The sequence below is a fragment of the Brevundimonas sp. GW821-FHT12C05 genome, assembly GCF_058807475.1.
In genome coordinates this window covers 244,829-266,619 of sequence record NZ_JBXAQS010000002.1, presented here as the reverse complement: position 1 = coordinate 266,619, position 21,791 = coordinate 244,829, and the positions used below count along the sequence as shown (strand labels likewise).

General features: G+C 69.9%; 22 protein-coding genes. 6 read left to right on the top strand and 16 right to left on the bottom strand.

Features of this window, described 5'->3' with window-relative positions; translation table 11 throughout:
- The first annotated feature begins 73 nt into the window (after positions 1-73).
- Complete coding sequence (locus AC1RRF_RS10610; RefSeq protein ID WP_492834404.1) at positions 74-1,630, top strand: MFS transporter; 1,557 nt, start codon at positions 74-76, stop codon at positions 1,628-1,630.
- On the opposite strand, the gene AC1RRF_RS10605 is transcribed toward AC1RRF_RS10610, so the two are convergent.
- Both AC1RRF_RS10605 and AC1RRF_RS10600 read right to left on the bottom strand, forming a co-directional pair.
- Complete coding sequence (locus AC1RRF_RS10605; RefSeq protein ID WP_492834403.1) at positions 1,611-2,645, bottom strand: aldo/keto reductase; 1,035 nt, start codon at positions 2,643-2,645, stop codon at positions 1,611-1,613. The genes AC1RRF_RS10610 and AC1RRF_RS10605 overlap by 20 nt on opposite strands.
- A gap of 11 nt (positions 2,646-2,656) precedes the next feature.
- A complete protein-coding gene (locus AC1RRF_RS10600) occupies positions 2,657-3,841 on the bottom strand; it encodes an MFS transporter (RefSeq protein ID WP_492834402.1) in 1,185 nt (394 codons plus the stop codon).
- Between the two features lie 75 nt (positions 3,842-3,916).
- On the opposite strand from AC1RRF_RS10600, the gene AC1RRF_RS10595 reads away from it, so the two are divergent.
- Positions 3,917-4,822 carry a LysR family transcriptional regulator gene (locus AC1RRF_RS10595; protein WP_492834401.1) on the top strand — a complete coding sequence of 302 codons (906 nt, stop codon included), beginning with the start codon at positions 3,917-3,919 and terminating at the stop codon, positions 4,820-4,822.
- Here AC1RRF_RS10595 and xth read toward each other — a convergent pair.
- From xth to AC1RRF_RS10570, 5 genes are all read right to left on the bottom strand, one after another.
- Entirely contained in the window at positions 4,819-5,613 is a 795-nt protein-coding gene (gene xth / locus AC1RRF_RS10590) for an exodeoxyribonuclease III (protein WP_492834400.1), read from the bottom strand. The two genes, AC1RRF_RS10595 and xth, sit on opposite strands and share 4 nt — an antisense overlap.
- A gap of 4 nt (positions 5,614-5,617) precedes the next feature.
- Positions 5,618-6,565, bottom strand: a complete 948-nt coding sequence (locus tag AC1RRF_RS10585; protein ID WP_492834399.1) for a hypothetical protein — start codon at positions 6,563-6,565, stop codon at positions 5,618-5,620.
- Between the two features lie 254 nt (positions 6,566-6,819).
- Positions 6,820-7,452 (bottom strand): LolA family protein, encoded by a 633-nt coding sequence (locus AC1RRF_RS10580; RefSeq protein WP_492834398.1) that lies wholly within the window; start codon positions 7,450-7,452, stop codon positions 6,820-6,822.
- Between the two features lie 137 nt (positions 7,453-7,589).
- A complete protein-coding gene (locus AC1RRF_RS10575; RefSeq protein ID WP_492834397.1) occupies positions 7,590-7,754 on the bottom strand; it encodes a hypothetical protein in 165 nt (54 codons plus the stop codon).
- Positions 7,755-7,782: 28 nt separating this feature from the next.
- Positions 7,783-10,191 carry an FtsK/SpoIIIE family DNA translocase gene (locus AC1RRF_RS10570; protein ID WP_492834396.1) on the bottom strand — a complete coding sequence of 803 codons (2,409 nt, stop codon included), beginning with the start codon at positions 10,189-10,191 and terminating at the stop codon, positions 7,783-7,785.
- A 166-nt stretch (positions 10,192-10,357) separates the two neighbouring features.
- Here AC1RRF_RS10570 and AC1RRF_RS10565 point away from each other — a divergent pair, with 166 nt between their 5' ends.
- Positions 10,358-10,882: a HEAT repeat domain-containing protein gene (locus tag AC1RRF_RS10565; RefSeq protein WP_492834395.1), complete on the top strand. Its 525-nt coding sequence runs from the start codon at positions 10,358-10,360 to the stop codon at positions 10,880-10,882.
- Positions 10,883-10,937: 55 nt separating this feature from the next.
- Complete coding sequence (locus AC1RRF_RS10560; RefSeq protein WP_492834394.1) at positions 10,938-12,191, top strand: UbiH/UbiF/VisC/COQ6 family ubiquinone biosynthesis hydroxylase; 1,254 nt, start codon at positions 10,938-10,940, stop codon at positions 12,189-12,191.
- A 3-nt stretch (positions 12,192-12,194) separates the two neighbouring features.
- Here the strand turns inward: AC1RRF_RS10560 and AC1RRF_RS10555 are convergent, their stop codons facing one another.
- From AC1RRF_RS10555 to rpe, 5 genes are all read right to left on the bottom strand, one after another.
- Positions 12,195-12,392 (bottom strand): Trm112 family protein, encoded by a 198-nt coding sequence (locus AC1RRF_RS10555; RefSeq protein WP_492834393.1) that lies wholly within the window; start codon positions 12,390-12,392, stop codon positions 12,195-12,197.
- Between the two features lie 77 nt (positions 12,393-12,469).
- The gene (locus AC1RRF_RS10550; RefSeq protein WP_492834392.1) at positions 12,470-13,129 is read right to left on the bottom strand and encodes an LON peptidase substrate-binding domain-containing protein; all 660 of its coding nucleotides are present in this window, start codon (positions 13,127-13,129) and stop codon (positions 12,470-12,472) included.
- An 11-nt stretch (positions 13,130-13,140) separates the two neighbouring features.
- Positions 13,141-14,037, bottom strand: a complete 897-nt coding sequence (gene trxA, locus AC1RRF_RS10545) for a thioredoxin (protein WP_492834391.1) — start codon at positions 14,035-14,037, stop codon at positions 13,141-13,143.
- 92 nt (positions 14,038-14,129) lie between these two features.
- The gene (locus tag AC1RRF_RS10540; RefSeq protein WP_492834390.1) at positions 14,130-15,935 is read right to left on the bottom strand and encodes a heparinase II/III family protein; all 1,806 of its coding nucleotides are present in this window, start codon (positions 15,933-15,935) and stop codon (positions 14,130-14,132) included.
- Positions 15,932-16,591, bottom strand: a complete 660-nt coding sequence (rpe, locus tag AC1RRF_RS10535) for a ribulose-phosphate 3-epimerase (RefSeq protein WP_492834389.1) — start codon at positions 16,589-16,591, stop codon at positions 15,932-15,934. Before rpe ends, AC1RRF_RS10540 begins: the two co-directional genes overlap by 4 nt.
- Before the next feature lie 101 nt (positions 16,592-16,692).
- On the opposite strand from rpe, the gene AC1RRF_RS10530 reads away from it, so the two are divergent.
- Entirely contained in the window at positions 16,693-17,154 is a 462-nt protein-coding gene (locus AC1RRF_RS10530) for an OsmC family protein (RefSeq protein ID WP_492834388.1), read from the top strand.
- Here AC1RRF_RS10530 and AC1RRF_RS10525 read toward each other — a convergent pair.
- The 4 genes from AC1RRF_RS10525 to AC1RRF_RS10510 form a co-directional block, all read right to left on the bottom strand.
- Positions 17,151-17,906: a dienelactone hydrolase family protein gene (locus AC1RRF_RS10525; protein ID WP_492834387.1), complete on the bottom strand. Its 756-nt coding sequence runs from the start codon at positions 17,904-17,906 to the stop codon at positions 17,151-17,153. The genes AC1RRF_RS10530 and AC1RRF_RS10525 overlap by 4 nt on opposite strands.
- Before the next feature lie 41 nt (positions 17,907-17,947).
- Positions 17,948-19,552 carry a bifunctional phosphoribosylaminoimidazolecarboxamide formyltransferase/IMP cyclohydrolase gene (purH, locus tag AC1RRF_RS10520; protein ID WP_492834386.1) on the bottom strand — a complete coding sequence of 535 codons (1,605 nt, stop codon included), beginning with the start codon at positions 19,550-19,552 and terminating at the stop codon, positions 17,948-17,950.
- Between the two features lie 127 nt (positions 19,553-19,679).
- Positions 19,680-20,372, bottom strand: a complete 693-nt coding sequence (locus tag AC1RRF_RS10515; protein WP_492834385.1) for a hypothetical protein — start codon at positions 20,370-20,372, stop codon at positions 19,680-19,682.
- Between the two features lie 58 nt (positions 20,373-20,430).
- The gene (locus tag AC1RRF_RS10510; protein ID WP_492834384.1) at positions 20,431-20,979 is read right to left on the bottom strand and encodes a prolyl-tRNA synthetase associated domain-containing protein; all 549 of its coding nucleotides are present in this window, start codon (positions 20,977-20,979) and stop codon (positions 20,431-20,433) included.
- Positions 20,980-21,029: 50 nt separating this feature from the next.
- Between AC1RRF_RS10510 and AC1RRF_RS10505 the strand changes: the two genes are divergently transcribed.
- Entirely contained in the window at positions 21,030-21,770 is a 741-nt protein-coding gene (locus tag AC1RRF_RS10505) for a DUF6065 family protein (protein WP_492834383.1), read from the top strand.
- Positions 21,771-21,791 lie beyond the last annotated feature (21 nt).

Here is a 21,791-nt window from a genome sequence, read left to right as displayed (position 1 = left end):
ATGACCAGACATCCAGTTTTGTTGTGACTGGAGCCCCACTAGGTTCGCCTCTCACCGTTACGAGAGGTCCTTCATGGTCACCGACCCCGCTGTCTCCGCGCGCCGCTGCGGCGTGATCGCCCTGTTCGCGGTCTGCCTGTCCGCCCTGATGTTCGGCCTGGAGATTTCCAGCATCCCGGCGATCCTGCCGACGCTTCGCGATCCGGCGGTGTTGGGCGCCGACTTCGCCGAGTTGCAGTGGATCATGAACGCCTACACCATCGCCGTGACGGTGGTGCTGATGGGGACTGGGACCCTGGCCGACCGGTTCGGGCGCAAGCGGGTCTTCATCGCCAGCGTCGTCGCCTTCGGCCTGGCGTCCCTGATGTGCGGCCTGGCCCCGAACACGCCGATCCTGATCGCGGCCCGCGCCCTTCAGGGGCTGGGCGGCGGCGCCATGCTGGTCTGCGGGATCGCCGTCCTGTCCCACCAGTTCCGTAGCGCGAGCGAGCGGAGCCGGGCCTTCGCCTGGTGGGGAGTCGTCGCCGGCGTCGGCCTGGGCTTCGGCCCGCTGATCGGCGGTGGAATCGTCGCGGTCTGGGGTTGGGAATGGGTGTTCCTGATCCACGGCGTCCTGGCGGTGGCCGTGATCGCCCTGGCCGCAGTCGCCATCGAGGAATCCCGCGACCCGGACGCGGCGCGCCTGGACCTCGCCGGCATCGCGACCCTTTCCCTGACGGTGTTCTGCCTCGCCTGGTACATCACCCAGGGTCCGGCGCTCGGCTTCGCCAACCCAGCGGCGCTCGTGGTGCTGGGCGTCTCCGTGGCCAGCGCGGTCGCCTTCGTGCTGGTCGAGCGGGCGACCCGGCGGCCGATGATCGACTTCTCGATCTTCCGGATTCGCGCCTTCTCAGGCGCGATCCTGGGGTCGGCGGCGATGAACGTCAGCTACTGGCCCTTCATGATCTACCTGCCGATCTGGTTCAGCGCGGGCCTGGGCCTGGACAGCGTCGCCGCCGGGATAGGGCTGCTGGCCTATACGCTGCCGACGCTGGTCATGCCGCCGATCGCGGAGCGCCTGTCCCTGCGTCTTCAGCCGCGCGTGGTCATTCCGGCCGGGCTCTTCACCATCGGGCTCGGCTTCTTCCTGATGCGGCTGGGCGCGGAGGCGGCGAGCGCCAGCGCCCTGACGATCCTGCCGGGCTGCGTCATCGCCGGCATGGGACTGGGGCTGACAAACACGCCCGTCACCAACACCACGACCGGCGCCGCCCCGCCCGAGCGCGCCGGCATGGCGTCGGGCGTCGACATGAGCGCGCGCATGATCTCCCTGGCCGTGAACATCGCCGTCATGGGCTTCATCCTGCTCGAGGGCGTTCGCGCCTCCCTGGCCGCCGCCTCGCCCTCGGGCGCCGGCGCCGCGAGCTTGAAGGCGATCGCCGAACAGGTCGCGGCCGGAACCACGCCGCCGCCCGAGGCGGGCGTGCCGGCGGCGGTCATCCACCAGGCCCTGGCCGACGGCATGGGCGCGGTGCTGCTCTTCGGCGGCGTCAGCGTCTGGATCTTCGCCCTGGCCAGCTGGCTGGTGTTCCGGTCAGAGACGGCTGAGCCCGCCCGGATTCCCGCCGCCCCTAGACCGGCGGCGGATTGACCGCTCGGAACCCGCCCTCGCCCCAGTACGGATAATAGGGATAGGCCGGCGTCACCGCGCTGGCGGCGTCCAGGCGCGCGACCTGCTCAGGGGTCAACGCCCAGCCCACGGCGCCCAGGTTCTGACGCAGCTGCTCCTCGTTACGCGCCCCCAGGATGACGCTGGAGACGGTGGGACGGCGCAGCAGCCAGTTGATGGCGATCTGGGGCACGGTCTTGCCGGTCTCGGCCGCGATCTCGTCCAGGGCGTCGACGATGCGGTACAGGCGCTCGTCGTCGACGGGCGGACCGAAGGCGGCGGTGTCGTGCAGGCGGCTGCCGGCGGGCAGGGGCTGTCCGCGGCGCAGCTTGCCGGTCAGGCGTCCCCAGCCGAGCGGGCTCCAGACCATGGCGCCGACGTTCTGGTCCAGGCCCAGCGGCATCAACTCCCATTCGTAGTCGCGGCCGACCAGGGAATAGTAGGCCTGGTTGGCGACATAGCGCGGCCAGCCGTTGGCGTCGGCGAGGGCCAGCGACTTCATCAGCTGCCAGCCCGAGAAGTTGGATGCGCCGACGTGCAGGACCTTGCCGGCCTTCACCAGGGCGTCCAGGGCGGCCAGCGTCTCCTCGATCGGGGTGCGGGCGTCGAAGGCGTGCAGTTGCAGCAGATCGATGCGGTCTGTCTGCAGGCGGGTCAGCGCGTCGTCGACGGCCCGGAGCAGACGCGCGCCGCCGGTTCCCTTGTCGGCGAGATCGTCGCCGAACGGCAGGCCGATCTTGGTGGAGATCAGGGCGGCGTCGCGGCGGCCCTTCAGCGCCTCGCCGAGAATGCTTTCCGACGCGCCGTTGGAATAGACGTCGGCGGTGTCGAACAGATTGGCTCCGGCTTCCAACGCGATGTCGATCAGGCGGCGGGCGCCGTCGACGTCGGTGTCGCCCCAGGCGCTGAACAGCGGTCCCTGACCGCCGAAGGTGCCGGCGCCGAAGCTGAGGACGGGGACTTCGAGCGTGGACGCTCCGAGACGGCGGGTTTCCATGGGGAACTCCTTCAGGCGGGAACGACGCGGGCGCGGCGCTCAAGTGAGAAACTGAGGATCGCCAGCCCCAGGGCGGCCAGCGGCACGGCGGCCGAGATCATCGGCACGGCGGCGATGCCGATGCTCGCGATCACCGCCCCGCCCAGCCAGGCGCCGAAGGCGTTGCCCAGGTTGAAGGCGGCGATGTTCAGGCTGGACGCCAGCCCCTGGCCCGCGCCGCCGGCCTGCTGCAGCACGCGCAGCTGGAGCGGGGCGACGGTCGAGAAGGCGGCGGCGCCGAGGAAGAAGGTCGCGACGATCGCGCCGATCCGGTCGTGGAAGGCCCAGCCGGAGATGAACATCACCAGCGTCAGGGCTGCCAGCGTGCCCAGCAGGGCCGGGGCGAGGCGCTTGTCGGCCAGCTTGCCGCCCAGCAGGTTGCCGCCGACCAGACCCGCGCCGAAGACCAGCAGGATCGGCGAGACGGCGGCCTCGGACCAGCCGGAGATCTCGGTCAGGATCGGCTGGATGTAGGTGAAGATGGCGAAGACCCCGCCGAAGCCCAGCACCGTCATGGCCAGGCCGAGCAGGACCTGCGGGCGCCTCAGCACGGCGAACTCGTCGCGCAGGCGGCCCAGCGGCTCGGTGGTCTTCGTCGCGGGAACGAAGGCGGCGAGGACGGCCAGGGCCAGAATGCCGATGCCGGTGACGGCGACGAAGGTCGAGCGCCAGCCGAACTGCAGGCCCAGCCAGGCGCCGAACGGCACGCCCAGCAGGGTGGCCAGCGTCAGGCCGGTGAACATGATGGCGATGGCCGAGGCCTTCTTCTCGGGTGCGACCAGCTGGGTCGCCACCACCGCGCCGACACCGAAGAAGGTGCCGTGCGCCAGGGCCGTCAGGATCCGCGCCGCCATCAGAAGTTCGTAGGTCGGAGCCACGGCGCAGGCGAGGTTGCCCAAGGTGAAGATGGCCATCAAGACCAGCAGGGTGGTCTTCTTGGGCAGGGTCCGCGTGGCGATGGTCAGCAGGGGCGCGCCGACGAAGACGCCCAGCGCATAGCCGGTCATCAGCAGGCCGGCGGCCGGGACGGAGACGCCCAGATCGCCCGAGACCTGCAACAGCAGGCCCATGATGACGAACTCGGTGACGCCGATGCCGAAGGCGCCGACGGTCAGGGCGTAGAGGGCGAGCGGGGTGCGGGAGGGGGCGCTGGTCATGGAGCGCAGATGGCGGAGCGCCGGTTTCCGCACTAGATGTCATCAAAGACCTGCATCTGTGAGATCAAATCAACGATGGCCCGGCTTGATCTGAACCGCTCCGGCGAAATGGAGGTCTTCGTGCGCGTTGTGGCGGCCGGTGGCCTGTCGGCGGCGGCGCGGTCGCTGCGCATGACGCCGTCAGCGGTCAGCAAGCTGCTGTCACGGCTGGAGGCGCGGCTGGGCGCGCGGTTGATCAACCGCTCGACGCGCAGCCTGACCCTGACGCCGGAGGGGCAGGTGTTTCACGACCAGGCGATCCGGGTGCTGGCCGACATCGACGAGGCCGAGCGGTCGGTGACGGCCTCGGCCACGCCGCGCGGGCGGGTGCGGGTCAACTCCAGCGTGCCGTTCGGCCTGCACTGCCTGATCCCGCTCACCCCCCTGTTCCGGGCCCGCCATCCGGAGGTGGCGCTGGATCTGGTGCTGACGGATCAGGTGGTGAACCTGATGGACGAGCGGGCGGACGTGGCCATCCGCGTCGGCCCCATGCCCGCGTCGCAGTTGATGGCGCGCAAACTGCTCGAGACGCGGATGGCGGTGGTGGCCAGCCCCGATTACTTGGCCCGACGCGGAACGCCGCGAACACTGGACGATCTGGCCGCCCATGACCTGATCGGCTTCAACTTCACCCGCCATATGGACGGCTGGCCCTTCGTGACGGGGGAGGGCCAGAAGATCACCCGGCCCGTCAGCGGCCCGGCCACGGCGGGGGACGGAGAGACGGCGCGGGGGCTGGCGCTGGCGGGCGTGGGGCTGGCCCGGTTGTCGTTGTTCCACATTCACCGCGACCTGGAGGCCGGGCGGCTGGTGACGGTTCTGGAGGCCTTCAATCCCGGCGACATCGAGGAGACGCGGGCCGTCTATGTCGGCCACGGCGGACGACTGCCCTCACGGGTGCGGGTGTTCCTCGACTTCCTGGCGGAAGAGGTTCGTTTCTAGACGTCGAGGTCCATGGTGACCGGGGCGTGGTCCGAGGGCTGCTCCCAGGCGCGGACATCGTCGTGGATACGGGCGCTGCCCGGCTTCACGGCGGCGGTCAGACCCGGCGAGGTCCACAGGTGGTCCAGCCGCAGGCCGCGGTTGGACTTGCGGAAGTCGGCGGCGCGGTAGCTCCACCAACTGGCCAGCTTGGCCGGCTCCGGGATCTGGTCGCGCAGCACGTCGCAGAAGTCGCCCGCCTCCTGCAGGCGGCGCAGGGTCTCGACCTCGATCGGCGTGTGGCTGACCACCTTGGACATGTAGCGGTGGTTCCAGACGTCGTTCTCGCCCGGGGCGATGTTGAAGTCCCCGGCCAGCACCAGCGGGCGCTGTTTGTCCCGCGTCGCCATGTCGGCGGTCAGGCGCTCGTAGAAGTCCAGCTTGTGGTCGAACTTGGGATTCACCGCCCGATCAGGGATGTCGCCGCCGGCCGGGATGTAGAAATTCTGGATCTCGACGCCGTCGACCACGACGCCGACGCAGCGGGCGTGGCCCTCGCGGCAAACGTCCAACTTCGGCGCCTCGGTGATCGGCTTGCGGCTGGCGATGGCCACGCCGTGCCAGCCTTTCTGGCCGCCGATCTTCAGGTGCGGCAGGCCCATGGCCTCGAAGGCGGCCCGGGGGAACTGGTCCTCCAGGCATTTGATCTCCTGCAGGCACAGGACGTCGGTCCCGCTCTCGGCGACGAAGCGGCTGACCTGATCGGCGCGCAGACGGACCGAGTTGATATTCCAGGTGGCGATACGAAGCATGGGATCAGCGCAGTTCCGGCAGGCGGCGGGCGACCGAAACGGACAGGCGTTGCAGGCGTTCTGAGAGGGACTTGGTGCGGCCCTTGACCGCGACATCCTCAGGCGCGCCCCAGCGCTTGCGCACGGCGTCGGCCAGGATCTTGTGGCGGTCGTACTGGTGCATGACGGGGCTGACGCTTCCGTCCGGATTGGCGATCAGGCCGTCGGGGCGCAGCACCGGTTGGGCGCGATCCCCGATGGTGGCCACCCGTCCGTAGTTCGGCCGCACGTCGGCTTCGATCAGTCCGAGGTGGACCGCCAGGTTGCAGGCGGCCTGGTCCGCGCCGAAGATTCCGCCGATCTCGGACCGGGGGATGGCGGCCAGCAGCAGGATGGCCTTGCACAGCCGGCTCGCCTCGACGGCGGGGCCGAAGACGGTGCCGACGCACAGGCAGGGCTTGTCCGCGATCCGGGCCGTGACGGCGGGACCGACCAGGGCCTTGAGGTATTTCTGGTCGAAGCTGTGGTCGGCGAGGGTCGAGCCCTCGCTCTCGATGAAGACTTCCAGGCCGCGCGCAGGCTCCGCGAAAGGATCGCCCTGGAACATCACGTCGCGGACGTCCGTCAGCAGGACCTCCTTCACCCACGGCCGCGCGGTCAGCCAGGCGTCATAGGCGGCGAAACGCTCCATCACGGGGTGGGGCGACCAGGAGCCGGCGGGCGGGCGTTCGGCGGCGGTGACGCCGTACTCGGCGAACAGGGCGCGAATGTCGGGCCGGTCGTCGGCGGTCAGGACGATCTGGCCGTCGAAATGGGCCCTCAGCGACCGGACGAACGGCATCAGGTCGGCGGCGGCGTAGCCGGTCGCATAGCCCAGCACGGCGCGGGGGTGGCCGTCCTCCGCCCGCGCGCCTTCGCCGGGCAGGGCGAGCTTGCTGCTGAGCCAGTCGAGGTAACGGGACGATGCGGACATGCCTGTCCGTACAATGCCGCCGCCGCCCCGAACAGTCCCCGGCGCAGGGCGAAAAAAAGCGCCCGGTCGCAGTGGACCGGGCGCGGGGAAGTTCGTCTCTCTCGCCGCCGGGAAGGGGATGAAATCCGTAGCGGTTCAGATCGGCTCCCGCCGATCTGTTGCGAAAGTGCCACGCACCCCGGAAAATGTCAAACCGATTCCGGTCGCGGTTTCAGCGTGTCGATATGGCCACGCTTCGCGCGAAAGGCGAAAACCTAGTTCCGGCCCGGCCTGCGGGTGGGGTCGCGCAGCTGGAACAGACTGGCGGCCAGATTGGAGGCGGGCTCCAGCGTCGTCAGCCGTGTCGTGGTGCGTCCTCCCTGGGCGTCGATGATGGTCCACTCGTACAGGCGGACCGGCGCGCCGGCGAAGGACAGGATGATCTGGCCGTCGTTCGGACGGCGGGCGTCGCGCGCCGTGATGGCGAAGGCGCCCGACTGCATGCGGGTGACGCGGTCGATGCGGACGCCCTGATCGAGGCGGACATTGCGGGCCAGGAAGGTCGACAGCGGCGTCTGGCCCAGCGGCACTTGCTGGAAATTGTTCAGCCGCGGATCGTAGCGCTTCACGTTGTGGCCGTCCGAGACGACCAGCAGGCCGGCCGGGTTGGTGTACTCGAAGCGCATCTTGCCGGGGCGCTGCAGATAGAAACGTCCCTCGCGCGATTGGGGCCCTGAGACCTCGGTGAAGCTGCCCTGGGCCGAGGTCAGGCCCTGCAGATAGGTCTGGGCGCGCTGCAGGGTCGCCTGGTCCTCGGCGGATAGACCGGCCTGGGCATGGGCGGGCAGGGCCGCGATGGCGGCGACGGCGGCGGATCCAAGCGCGAAAGCTCTACGCGAGACGGTCATCAGGTCTTCTCCCGTTCGGGATGGTTGTCGATCATGCCGTCTTGCAGACCCGGTCTGTCAGGGGCGTGACCCGAGCCTGACCATATTCCGGCGCTCCGATGAAGCCCTGTTCAGAATGAAGGTTCCCCTCGACGGGGTCAGTTCGCGGAGGAACTGGGCGGGATCAGCTCCACATCGACGGTGTCGTCCGTGTAGCGGATCTTCCCGCTGGTCAGGACGACGGCCGCGCCGATGGCTACGGCGATCACCCCCAGGGCGATCAGGGCAATGACCAGACGGCGTTTGGATTTGCCGGGTTTCATTGGACGGATTTCCTGTCGCGGGCGTGGGTCACATCGGCGGCGGGCCGGCCAGCACGTCGCGCTTGCCGGCGTGGTTGGCGGGGCTGACGACGCCCTCTTGCTCCATCCGTTCGATCAGGGAGGCGGCGCGGTTGTAGCCGACCTGCAGGCGACGCTGGACATAGCTGGTCGAGGCCTTGCGGTCGCGGGTGACCACGGCGACGGCGCGATCATAGAGGTCGTCGCCCGAGCCGCCGTTTCCGCCGCCGTCATCGAAGGCGTTGTCGCCGTCGCCGTCCGGGTCGTCGGTGATCAGGTCGAGGTAGTCGGGTTCAGCCTGCGACTTCAGGTGATTGCAGACGGCCTCGACCTCCTTGTCGTCCACGAACGGGCCGTGCAGGCGGGTGATCCGGCCGCCGCCGGCCATGTAGAGCATGTCGCCCTGACCCAGCAGCTGCTCGCCGCCCTGTTCGCCCAGGATGGTGCGGCTGTCGATCTTCGAGGTGACCTGGAAGCTGATCCGGGTCGGGAAGTTGGCCTTGATGGTGCCGGTGATGACGTCCACCGACGGGCGCTGGGTGGCCATGATCAGGTGGATGCCGGCGGCGCGGGCCATCTGGGCCAGGCGCTGGACCGCGCCCTCAACGTCCTTGCCCGCGACCAGCATCAGGTCGGCCATCTCGTCCATGACCACGACCAGATAGGGCATGGGCTCGGGGCGGATCTTCTCGGACTCGTAGACCGGGCGGCCCTGTTCGTCGAAGCCGGTCTGGACGGTGCGCTCGAAATGCTCGCCCTTCTCGATCGCGGCGCGGGCGCGGTCGTTGTAGCTGGCGATATTGCGCACGCCGAGCTTGGACATCCGGCGATAGCGGTCCTCCATCTCGCGCACGGTCCATTTCAGCGCGACGACGGCCTTCTTGGGATCGGTGACGACCGGGGCCAGCAGGTGCGGGATGCCGTCGTAGACTGACAGCTCCAGCATCTTGGGGTCGATCATGATGAAGCGGCACTGAGCGGGCGTCAGCTTGTACAGGATCGACAGGATCATGGCGTTGACCCCGACCGACTTGCCCGAACCGGTGGTGCCCGCGATCAGCAGGTGGGGCATGCGCGCCAGATCGGCGACGTAGGGTTCACCGCCGATGGTCTCGCCCAGCGCCAGCGGCAGCAGGTGGGTCGGCTTGTCGTATTCGGTCGAGGCCAGCAGGTCGCGCAGATAGACGGTCTCGCGCTTGGCGTTGGGCAGTTCAATGCCGATGGCGTTGCGGCCCTGGACCACGCTGATGCGGCAGGCCCGGGCGCTCATCGAGCGGGCGATATCGTCCGACAGGGCCACGACGCGGCCGTGCTTCACTCCGGGGGCGGGCACCAGTTCGTAAAGGGTGACGACCGGGCCGGGGCGGATCTGATCGATCACGCCGCGCACGCCGAACTCCTGCAGCACGCCCTCCAGCATCTTGGCGTTCTGTTTCAGCGCCTCCTCGTCAACCGAGGCGACGCGCTTGACCGGCTTGGAGAGCATGCCCAGCGGCGGCAGGTCGAAGCCGTCGGACGTCGAGGATTTGGCGAAGTCGAAAGCGCCCTGGCTGTCGTCGATCTCGCGACGCGACGCCTTGGGGGCCTTGGTGGCGGCGACCTTGGGTTCGGGCGCGCTGCGGGCAGGCGTCGGCGCGGGGAGCGGCTCGTCCCACGGCGGGGTCTCGTCGGCGTCGTCCAGGCTGACGGGAGCGTAGCTCGCCTCGGGCTCCAGCTCCGGCTCCGGAGCGGGGCGCGGACGCGGGGCGGGCTTGGGCGTGGCTTCGCGGCGGCCGCGGGCGGCCCGGGGCGCTTCGGACGCGCGGCGACCGCGGGTCCAGGCGAAGGCTTCGCCCAGGTCGGCCAGCCTCAGGCCGATGGCGTAGCCGACGCCCCAAAGGCCCAGCGGCAGGAAAAGGACGGCCCCGATGATCGGCGCCGCGCCGATGCGCAGGGCGTCGCAGGCCGCCTTCAGCAGGCCGAAGACCGCATCGCCCCACAGACCGCCCAGGCCAGCGGCCAGCGGCCAGGCGGCCGGATGGGTCAGGGCCGACAGACCGGCGGACAGGGCCAGGACGCCGGCGGTGGCCGCCAGGGCCTTGAACGGCGTCGGTTTGAGCCGCTGCTGGATGGCGTCGCCGATGGCGCCCGCAAGTCCAAAAGCGATCAGCAGCAGGGCGCAGGGCCAGGCCGCCAGGCCCAGCGATTGCATGAACAGGTCGGCGAACAGGGCGCCGTTGGCTCCCAGCCAGTTGGTCGGCGCGGCGCTGGAGGCCGCATTCAGGCTGGGATCGGCCGGATTCCACGAGATCAGGGCCACCACCAGCAGGGTCGCCAGCAGGGCCTGCAACACGCCGCGGAAGCGCACGACGAAGGGCGCGTCCCACAGGATGCGGGCGCTGACCCAGGCGCGTTGACCAAGGGCGAGGGCGGCGGACATGCGAAGGGCGGACTCCGGACGAGACTTCGGAGCCATTGTCGCGCGGGGAGGGTTAAGGGGCTGTTTACCAGAGGCCGGTTGTCGACGGTCTCATGGCCGACCTTTAAATGACGAACGGGTTCTGCGACCGTGTCCGACAGGCCTCGTCGGCGAGGAGACGCACATCGTGCAGATTGACGCCATTCAGGCGCTGGTGGCGCGGCTGGACAGCAAGAGCGAGCGGGAGAGGGATCAGGCCTGGTCGGCGCTGAGGCCCCTCGGCGTGGAGGTCGTTCCGTATCTTCGCGCCGCCTATCCCGGCTTCAGCCACGGAGAGGGCCGGGTGGCGCTGGTCTATCACGCGCTACGCCATGCCCGGGTGAGCGAGGACGCCTTCCAGCTGGGACTGGCCGGGCTGGGGGACCGGTCAAAGATCGTCCGGTATCGCGCCTGCGCCCTGCTGGCCTACGCCCTGCGCAAGGATGCGATCGCGCCTCTGAGGCGGTTGAGGGACGATCCCGACTGGCAGGTCCGGCAGTCATGCAGGGCCGCGGAGTTCGCGATCCTGGACAAGAACCATCACCTCTTCATCGACCGGCGCGGCGACGGCCGGACGGCCTGGCAGGTCAATCCGGGAGACGGAGACGGCAGACCGGCCTCCTGGCTGACGCGGCGGCGCATGCAGAGGGAGATCGAGAGCCGTCCCGAGTGACGCGCGGGGCTTCGCCGCACTGGACGGCGGCCGTCCGGAGCGCGACAACCGGGTCATGACCTCGCACGACCGTTATGACGTGATCATCGCCGGCGCCGGCATGGCCGGGGCGACCTTCGCCCTCGCCGCCGCGCAGGGCGGCCTGAAGGTCGTGCTGGTCGATCCGCAGCCCTTCTCGGCCCAGCTGGCGCCGACCTTCGACGGGCGCTCGACGGCGATCGCCTTTTCCACCTTCCGGATGCTGGACGCCCTCGGCGTCGGCGCGGCCTTGCGACCCCACGCCTGCCGCATGGACCGGATCCTGGTGACCGACGGACGGCGGCCAGGCGCGGCCAGCCGAAGCGCCTCGTCCGCCTTCCTGCGCTTCGACGCCGACGAGATCGGCGACCGCACCGACGGCGAGCCTCTGGGCTATATGGTCGAGAACCGCCGCATCCGTTCCGCCCTGGCCGAGGCCATTACGGCGGCGGGGATCGAGGTCCGGGCTCCGGCTGCGGTCGCCGCCGTCGAAGCCGGTCCGGCGCGGACGCGCGTGACGCTGGCCGACGGCGTGGTGCTGGAAGCGTCACTGGTGGTCGGCGCCGAGGGCCGCGCCTCGCCGGTTCGCAAGGCGGCCAAGATCGACACCGTCGGCTGGGGTTATGGCCAGAGCGGGGTGGTGGCCACCGTGTCCCTGGGCCGGGACCACGGCAACGTCGCCCATGAATATTTCCTGCCCGCCGGCCCGTTCGCCATCCTGCCGCTGACGGAACAGCGCGCCAGCCTGGTCTGGACCGAGACGACGCGCCGCGCCGATGCGCTGAGGGCGGCGTCGGACGAAGCCTTCCAGGCGCATCTGATGCGGCGTTTCGGCGACTATCTGGACAGTGTCTCTGTGGTGGGACCACGCTTCGTCTATCCGCTGTCCCTGCAATTGGCCGAACAGCTGACCGCGGCCCGCACCGCCCTGATCGGCGACGCCGCCCATGCCGTCCATCCGGTGGCCGGGCAGGGGCTGAACATGGGGCTGAAGGACGCCGCGGCGTTGGCCGAGGTGCTGGTCGAGGCCATGCGCACGGGCGAGGACATCGGTTCGGAGATCGTGCTGGACCGCTACGCCCGCTGGCGCCGGTTCGACAACGCCGCGCTGGCCGCGGGCTTCGACGGCTTCGTCCGGTTGTTCTCCAACGACCTGCCGCCCGTGCGGCTGGCGCGCAATCTCGGCATCGCCGTGGTCAACCGCATCCCGGCGCTGCGCCGCGCCTTCATGCACGAGGCCGGCGGCGCGACGGGCGACCTGCCGCGCCTGCTGCGTGGCGAGGCGGTCTGAGACCTAGCCCAGCTGCCGCGCTTCTTCCGGCAGCATGATCGGCACGCCGTCGCGGATGGGGAAGGCCAGCTTGGCGCCCGCCGACACCAGTTCCTGCGCCTCGCGGTCATAGGTCAGCTTGCCGCGCGTGACCGGGCAGACCAGCACCTCGAGCAGGCGCGGATCGACGGTGTTGGGGGTGTGGAAGGCGTCGCTGGTCATGGGGCGGAGGGTACAGGGTCGAGGGGCGAGGGTCGAGGGCGACAGGCGCGACTCAAACTCTCATCCCCTGACCCGGATCACTGCATCGACGGGATCTCGCCCTCGCCGTCGCCGGCGGCGCCGATGCGCATGAGGGCGGTCAGGACTTCGGCGCGGGCGTCGAGATTGGCGGCCTCCAGCAGGGCCTGTTTCTCGGAAGGCTCGAAGGGCAGGGCCATGGCCAGGCTGTTGACCAGGGCCTCGGGCGGGGCGGTCTCGGCCGTATCCCAGTCGATGTCGAGGCCGCGGGTCTCCAGATAGGCTTTCAGCGCGTCCAGGAACCCCTCGCGGTCCAGTCCGCCCTCACCGGCGGGCGGGGCGGTCAGGTCGCCTTCCCAGGTCTCGAAGGCCGCGCGCACCTGCCGGTAGGGCGCCTGGGTCGGAAGCTCGGTGACGATGCGATAGCGCGCCACCCCGGTCAGGGTGATCAGATACCGGCCGTCCGAGGTCTCGTTGAAACTGGTGATCCGCCCCGCGCAGCCGATAGGCGACAGACTGGGCAGAGGACCGAGCCCGCCGGTCGGCTGGATCATGCCGATGATCCGGTCGCCCGCCATGGCGTCATCGACCATGTTCAGATAGCGCGGCTCGAAGATGTTCAGCGGCAGCTGGCCGCGCGGCAGCAGCAGCACCCCGGACAGCGGAAAGACGGGGATCACCTGCGGCAGGTCGGCGGCCCTGATATACCCTTGAGCCACCGCGACCTCCTCTAGGCGAACAGCAGCGAGGACAGACGACGGCGGCCGTCGCGGGCCACCTCTGAGGTCGCCCCGGCGGCTTCGAACACCGTCAGCAACTGCTTGCGGGCGGCCTGTTCATTCCACTCCCGGTCCGCGGCGACGATCTTCAACAGCTGATCGACCGAGCCCTTGAAATCGCCCGAGGCGGCCAGGGCCTGGGCCAGGTCAAAGCGGGCCTGATGATCGCTCGGATCGGCGGCCAGTTTCGCTTCCAGCTCCGTGGAGGCGCCGCTGGGAGCGGACGAGGCCAGGGACAGCTGGGCGCGAACCGACTGGACCGTGGCGTCGCGCGAATCCTGCGGAGCCATGGCGATGGTCTGGCGCGCCTGATCGACATCGCCGTCGGCCAGATAGACGCGGGCCATGCCGGCGATGGCCTTCTCGTGGCCCGGCTCCAGCGTCAGCACCTGGGCGAAGGCCTGGGCGGCGCCGCCCAGATCGTTGAGCGACAGCGATTCCTCGCCCAGCGACAGCAGTTGCTCGATGTCGGAGTTGGCGCTCTCTCCGCCCGTCAACTTGTCGATGAAGGCCTTGAGCTGGCTCTCGGGCACCGCGCCCTGGAAGCCGTCGACCGGCTGGCCGTTGACGAAGGCGTAGACGGTGGGGATCGACTGCACCCGCAGCTGGCCCGCATAGGCCGGGTTCTTGTCGACGTCGATCTTGACCAGTTTCACCCCGCCGCCGGCGGCGCGCACGGCCTTCTCCAGCATCGGCGTCAGGGTGCGGCAGGGCCCGCACCAGGTGGCCCAGAAATCGACCAGCACGGGCTGGCTCTTCGAGGCCTCGATCACGTCGGCCATGAAGCCGGCGTCGGAGCCTTCCTTGATCAGGTCATTGGGCAGGTCGGTCGGGTCGGCGAAGGTCATGTCGGTCCTGGTCTCGGATCAGTCGTAACGCGTCAGGTCGTCAGATGGTCGCGTCGAACGCCGCGCTCAAGGGTCGAGGCGCCGTCGGCGCACTAGGAAGGATCGTTGCCAGCGCCCGCGGGGCTGAGCTTCCAGCGGATCTTGGTCTCCGAATCCGTCCGGGCCGAGCCGCGCACGACGATCTGCAGCGAACGGCGGGTGAGGCCCTCGTCCACATGGACGGACGGCTCGATCGCGACGTCCGGCCCGTCGGTGCGGAACCACCAGCCCCGACCCGAATGGCCGCGCAGCAGGATGGAGCGGCGGTCGCGGGCCAGCGAGGCCTGGACGCCGGGCTCCAGTTGGAACCGCACGGCATAGGGGGCGGCGATGGCGCGGACGACCTCCTTCTGGCCGGGGGCGGGGTGCAGCCGTTCCTCGGCGCGCAGCTCGTCCAGACGCTGGTCGAGATAGAGGCGGCGCTGGTGCAGCAGGCCGAACTCATGGACCCAGCCGTCGTGCTCGATCTCCAGCCAGACGGCGCCTTCCCCATCTCTCTGGTTGGCTTCCACATGGAGCGGGCGACCGATGAGACGCGGACCCAGCAGCTCGCCCTTCCAGCCGCCCAGGGGCTCGCCGGTCGATGTTTCGCCCAGGGTCAGGGTGGAGTGGCCGGGCGTCAGGCGCAGACCTTGCCGGTCGGCCGCGCGCGGAGTCCAGCCGCACCCGGTCACCAACCGGTCCTTGCCGCAGACGATCTCCAGCGACAGGGGCTGGGCGCAGGCGGCCGAGGACCATGGGCCGCGGGCGGGCGGGGCGGTGTCGGCGAAGACGGTCAGCAGGGGGCTGCGGATGCGGGTGGCGCCGGCGACGGTCCCGGCCGCGTCGACGAGCTCGGCCTCGGTGCCTCGCGCGGCGGCGACGCGAGCGGCGGTCGAGGGACCTCCGCCCTGCAGCGTCGCCAGACGGCCGTCGGGAAGGGTCTGGGTCCGCAGGGCTCCGCCGAGGCGGGCGATGGCGGCGGCGGCGGCCTCGGGCAGGGGTTCGGACAGCTGGCCCAGCCCGTCCTCAAGCGCCAGCAGATCGAGCAGCAGCTCCAGCCCGGCCTCGGGGCTGCGGCTGGCGTGACCCCCGTCGGGACCGATGGCGCGGGGCAGGGCGCGCGACAGGCGGCTCAGCGCCTTGCGGCGGATCGAGACGCCCGGAGCGCCGGCCAGGACGCAGCCGACCACGGCGGCGGCGGTCAGGCGTTCGGCGCGGGTGGCGACCCCGCCGGGCGGGCGCAGCAACTGGCGGCCCTGACGGCCCAGCACGTCGGCCAGCTTCAGCCGCTCGGCCTCGGTGGCGACCTGTCCCATGCGGCGGGCGGCGCAGGCCAGGTTGACCGCGCGGCGAGCCAGGATGTCGGGATCCCAGGCGAAGGGCGACCAGCGGACGAAGACCTCGGCCCAGATCAGGGTCAGACGCAGGGCTTCGCGCGCGCCCCGCTCGCCCTGGGTCATCAGCGACGGCAGCCAGGCGAACGCATGCAGGTCGACCGCGAAGGCGCGGGTCGGACTGGGTCGGTTGAACGGGTCCTCGGGCGCCGGCGCCTCGAGGCTGGAGCCGGCGAGCACGAAACGGCCGCCCAGCACGCCCTTGCCGACCGCCGGATCGACCGGGCGGAAGTCACGCGGGGTGGAGGCGAAGCTCTGGGCGGTGCGGCCACTCAGCGTCAGGGCGTAGCCGGGCAGGCCATAGGCCTCGACCCACAGCTGGCGGGTCAGCAGCCGTCCGGCGATCGCAGGCCACAGGCCGGGGCCGGTGCTGGCTCCGGTCGCGCGCACCGGGGTGCGGACGGGCGCGCCGCGCAGGCCCGGGATTTCGCCGGGGGCGGGCCCGTCGCCTTGCGGCGGGGCGAAGGGTCCCAGGGGGCTCACGCGGACTTCAGGGCCTGGATGTTGGCGGCGTAAGCGTCGGGGCCGCCCTTGAACACGAACGAGCCGGCCACGAGGGCGTCGGCCCCGGCGGCGACGCAGGCGGCGGCGTTGGCGCTGGTCACCCCGCCGTCGACCTGCAGGTGAGCCTTCGATCCCGCGGCGTCCAGCAGGGCGCGGGCCTTCTCGATCTTACGCAGGGTGGTCGGGATGAAGGACTGGCCGCCGAAGCCCGGATTGACCGACATCAGCAGGACCAGGTCGACGAGGTCCACGACCTCTTCCAGCACCGTCAGCGGCGTCCCGGGGTTCAGGACCACGCCGGCCTTGGCGCCGAGTTGACGGATGCGCCCCAGGGTGCGGTGCAGGTGCGGTCCGCTTTCGGGGTGGACGGTCAGGATGTCGGCGCCCGCCTCCCGATAGGCTTCCAGCCAGGGATCGACCGGCGCGACCATCAGGTGCACGTCGAAGGTCTTCTTCGTATGCGGCCGGATCGCTTTCACGATGTCGGGGCCCAGGGTGATGTTGGGCACGAAATGCCCGTCCATCACGTCGATATGGATCCAGTCGGCGCCCGCGGCGTCCAGCGCGCGGACCTCCTCGCCCAGTTTCGAGAAGTCACTGGCGAGGATGGAGGGACAGATAAGGGGGGCGGCCATGCCCCCGGATAAGGCGGGTCGCCCGTCTGGGCAAGCCGACGGCTGGGTTTGCCCGTCAGAGCGCGCTACACGGTTTGGTCATCGCTGTCGGGGAGGTCGTCATGAGCGAATACGTCGCCACCATCGAATGGGTCCGGGGAGACCAGCCCTTCCTCGACAACAAATACGCTCGCGCCCACGACTGGCGCTTCGACGGCGGGGCGGTGGTGCGGGGCTCTTCGGCGCCCGGCAGCGTGCCGGTCCCCCTGTCCGATCCCGCCGCGGTGGACCCGGAGGAGGCGCTGGTGGCCGCCGTGTCCAGTTGTCACATGCTGTTCTTCCTCGCCTACGCGGCCAAGGACGGCTTCGTGGTCGACCGCTATCTGGATCAGGCCGTGGGCGTGATGGGGCGTGATGACCGCGGCAAGGTCTCGATCACGGCGGTGACGCTGAGGCCGGCCGTGACCTTCTCGGGCGACAAGCAACCGGACGCGGCGATGATCGCCGACCTGCACCATCGCTCGCACGAGCACTGCTATGTGGCCAATTCGATCCGGGCGCCGGTGACGGTGGAGCCGCGCTAGGCGACGGGCGCGACCGCCACATCCTCCAGCAGGGCGACGAAGCGGCGCACGGCCTCGTCGGCCAGTTCGGGATGGTAGCGCATCGGCTTGGCGGCGCCGGGCTCGTCAAAGGCGTGGGTGCCCTCGGCGATCCAGGTCTCCACGTCCGCCCCGCAGTCGCGGACCATGGCGTGGACGGTCTCGGCGTTGCGCACGGTCGTCAGGTGGTCGCCCCGCGAGATGACGGCGAGGGTCTTGGGGCAGTGTTTCCACGGCCGCATGCGGTTCAGGGCGGCGACGCCGATATAGGGGTAGGCCAGGTAGACCGCGCGGACCCCGTCCAGGCTGACCGCGCCGGGATCGGCGAGGCCCAGCATGCGGTCACGCCGCTCCGAGCTCATGGCTTCCATGATGCCCCAGCCGCCGTGGCTCCAGCCGGCCAGGGCGATGCGTGACGCATCCACGTCCCGCCTGCGAGACACGCCGTCCAGCGCCGCCAGGACGTCACCGGCGCGCTTGTCGCCGCGCAGGACCAGTCCGGTGCAGACCGTCATCAGGGCCTGTTCGCGGCTCCAGCCGCGCGGGCCGTAGGAGTCGACGATGAAGGCGCGCCAGCCCGCGGCCCCGGCCGCCTCCGCATAGCGCGGCAGGTGGTCGCGCAGGCCGCCGCAGCCATGAAACAGGATCACCGCCGGGCGCGGCCGGTCGTCCTCGGGTCCGACCACGGCCACGCCGGGTTCGAGCAGCGTCCAGCGGGCGGCGAGGGTGTCCATGGCAGGCACCTTAGCGGCAGGGGCTGGAGCCCAGCTAGTGGTTAGTGACGGAAGACCCGCACGCCCGTGAAGGCCATGGCGATACCCTTCTCGTCGGCGGCGGCGATGACCTCGGCATCGCGCATCGAGCCGCCCGGCTGGATCACCGCCGTGGCGCCCGCCGCGACCGCTTCCAGCAGGCCGTCGGCGAAGGGGAAGAAGGCTTCCGACGCACAGGCCGAGCCCTCGGCCAGCGAATGGGCCACGCCCTTGGCCTCGCCGGCCTCACGGGCGCGGATGGCGGCGATGCGGGCCGAGTCCCGGCGGTTCATCTGGCCGGCGCCGATGCCGGCGGTCTGGCCGTCCTTGGCGTAGACGATGGCGTTGGACTTGACGTGCTTGGCCACGGTGAAGGCGAACAGCATGTCCTGGATCTCGGTCGGCGTCGGCTGGCGGCGCGTGACGATCTTCAGGTCCGAGGGGCGGATCAGGCTGCGGTCGCGGCCCTGGACCAGGAAGCCGCCGGCGACCGAGCGGAACACCTCGCCCGGGCCGTGCGGGTCGGGCAGGCCGTCGGTGATCAGCAGGCGCAGGTTCTTCTTGGCCGCGAAGACCTCGCGGGCTTCTTCATCAGCGCCGGGGGCGATGACGACCTCGGTGAAGATGCCGGTGATGGCGCGGGCGTCGTCGCCGTTCAGCGGGCGGTTGACCGCGATCACGCCGCCGAAGGCGGAGACCGCGTCGCATTCCAGCGCGCGGGCGTAGGCCTCAGACAGGTCCTTGCCGACGGCCACGCCGCAGGGGTTGGCGTGCTTGACGATGACGCAGGCCGGGGCCTCGAACTCGGCCACCAGCTCATAGGCGGCGTCGGCGTCGGCGATGTTATTGTAGCCCAGCTCCTTGCCCTGGATCTGGGTCGCGTGGGCGACGCCGGGGCGGGCTTCGCCGGTGCGGTAGAAGGCGCCCGTCTGGTGCGGGTTCTCGCCGTAGCGCAGGGTCTGGGCCAGCGAACCGCTGATCGACTTGCGGGCCGGGGCCTCGTCACCGACCTGACCGGCGAACCAGCCCGAGACGGCGGCGTCATAGGCGGCGGTGCGGGCGAAGGCGCGGGCCGCGAGGCGCTTGCGCAGCTCCAGCGAGGTGGCGCCGTCAGTCTTGAGCGCAGCGAGGACCTGGTCCACCGCGTCCTTGTCGACGCAGACGGCGACGTAGCCGTGGTTCTTGGACGCCGAGCGGATCATGGCCGGGCCGCCGATGTCGATGTTCTCGACGGCCGCCTCGAAGCCGCCGCCCGAGGCCACGGTCGCTTCGAAGGGATAGAGATCGATCCAGGCGATATCGATGCCGCCGATGCCGTGCTCCGTCATGGCCGCGGCGTGGCTCGGCTCGTCACGGACGCCCAGCAGGCCGCCATGGACCACCGGGTGCAGGGTCTTGACCCGACCGTCCATCATCTCCGGGAAACCGGTCAGGTCGGCCACGTCCTTCACCGGCAGGCCGAAACCGGCGATGGCGGCGCGGGTGCCGCCGGTGGAGACCAGTTCGACGCCCAGATCATGCAGGGCGCGCGCGGCGTCCTCCAGTCCGGTCTTGTCGCTGAGCGAGATCAGGGCGCGCTTGGGCGCCACGCGGTCCGGCGCGGGGGGAAAGTCGGGAGCGGCGGGCATGGCGGCGTCCGTATGCTGAGGGGTCGGGGAGACGCGCGCGGCTCTAGCACTGTCCGGCCAAGGATTGAACCGTGGAGGTGAACCTCAGGCGAGAATCGGGACGCGACCGAGACATTCCCGTTCGAAGCTAGCCGCCGAAAAGATACCGGTCAGCCCAGACATACGGGTAGATTTCAGGTTTGCTCTTGTTGTCGTACGCCCACGGCAGCCGTCGCCTGATGTCGGTTCGGGTGACGGCGCTTCGAGTCCATTCGACCGTCGACCGGCCAAATCGGACACCCGGGAACCAGGTCGCCAGCTCCTCCGGCTTCACCAGAACGATGGAGTGAGGATTGGAGATGTCTGTGAAGGTGACCAGAACCGGCAACTCGTGAGGTTCGACCTCCAGCACGAAATACTTGTCGCCCCTGGACCAGTCCGGTGGGTCTTTCACGCCCCTGTCCCCATAGACGCTGTAGGGGGTCCACCTCCCGGAAGGGGCCCTCGGACCATCACCGTAGTGGCTCATGCTGGAACCGTTGAACTGCTGGTACCCCGCCATCGTCAGAAACAGCGTGCGCGCCCCGATGTCGACCGGCGTCGCGCTGCCCAGCAAGCGACCGAATGACTGGTTAGCGGTGGGAACCCAGCTGTAGTGACGCCAGGATTCTGATCGACGGACGGACTCGATGACCCGAGGTTCGCCGTTGATGATGAGGCCCATCTTCAAGCGAAAACTGTACTGTTCCAGCTTGCGCGCGAGAGCATGGTCGCAGCCGCCCAAGGCCGTGGCGGCGAGACCGGTAACGAGCAGGGACCGTCTGTTCAGCGCGGTGTTCACAGCAAAAGCTTGTCACGCGCGGTGTTCCCGGGACGTTAAAGGCGCCGCCTGAACCGCGTCACTCCGCCAGCCGCGCGAAATCCACCACCATCACCGGCTCCCGGCCCATGACCGCCAGCGCCTTGCGGAACTCCGCCTGTTTCAGCGCCGTCGTCGCCGTATTCGTCAGGGGGTGGAAGTTGACGATGTCCGCGTCCCACAGGGCCTTGTCGAGGACGAAGGTCACGCGGTGGTCGGGGTCGTTGACAAGTCCCAGGGCCGTGACCGAGCCGGGGCGCAGGCCCAGGGTCTCGTAGAGCAGGCCTTCATTGCCGAAGGACAGCCGATCCGAGCCGATCGTCTTGGGCGCGCGCTTCAGGTCGATGACCGTGTCCTGCCGGGCCGAGATCAGCCACAGCTTCCCTTTCTTGTCCTTGAGGAAGAGGTTCTTGGTATGGGCGCCGGGCATGGCGGCCTTGAGCTCAATCCCCTCCTCGACGCGGAAGACGGCCGGGTGGTCATGGGTGGTCTGTTCGATCCCGTTCTCCGCCATCCACGCCAGCAGGCGGTCGCGGTCGAAGAGCGGCTCAGAAGCGGACTCTGGCGGGTTCGGGTTGTCTTCGGTCATGCGGCGTCGTTAGGAGAGGGACGCTTTCGCTTACCCGCCGGAGACCGCCTGTGGAACTGGAATGCTATCCCATGGCGCCGCAGCCGCCGGATCTGGTGCCCGGCCGGGTGTCGCGGGACTGGATGGACGCCTTCGCCAGCCGGCATCCCTACCGCTGCCTGCCGCTGAACATGGCCAACACCACGGGCTGGGAGATCCTGTGCCCGTTCGGCTTCACGGCCGAATGGAACGGCGGGCCGGCTCAGGCCGACATCGTCATCACCCCCGAGCGGACGACGCCGAACGTGGCCCATTTCGTCACCTCGCACTTCACGCGCGGCATCCTGACCCTGCATCCACAGTATCTGTTCCGCACGCCGCCGGGCTGGGGGATGCTGGCGGGGGGCGCGCCCAACCATGTGAAGGACGGCATCCAGCCGCTGGTCGGCCTGATCGAGACCGACTGGCTGCCCTTCCCCTTCACGATGAACTGGGCCTTCACCCGCCCGGGCAAGATCAAGTTCGAGAAAGGGGAGCCCTTCTGCTTCATCACCCCGGTCGAGCACCGCAAGGTCGAGGCCTTCCAGCCGGTGATCCGGACGCTGGAGTCCAATCCGACGATGAAGGGCCAGTACGACGCCTGGCTGAAGGCGCGCAGCGACTTCAACCATCGCCTCGCGTCGGGCGATCCCGACGCGGCCAAGGAGGCGTGGCAGCGCTTCTACTTCAAGGGCGAGATCCCCGAGGAACTGGGGAGCGCGCCGGCGACGCACACCAACAAGCGGCGGCTGAACAGCCCGCGGGTCGGCTAGCTCAAACAAAAGGCCCCGCCG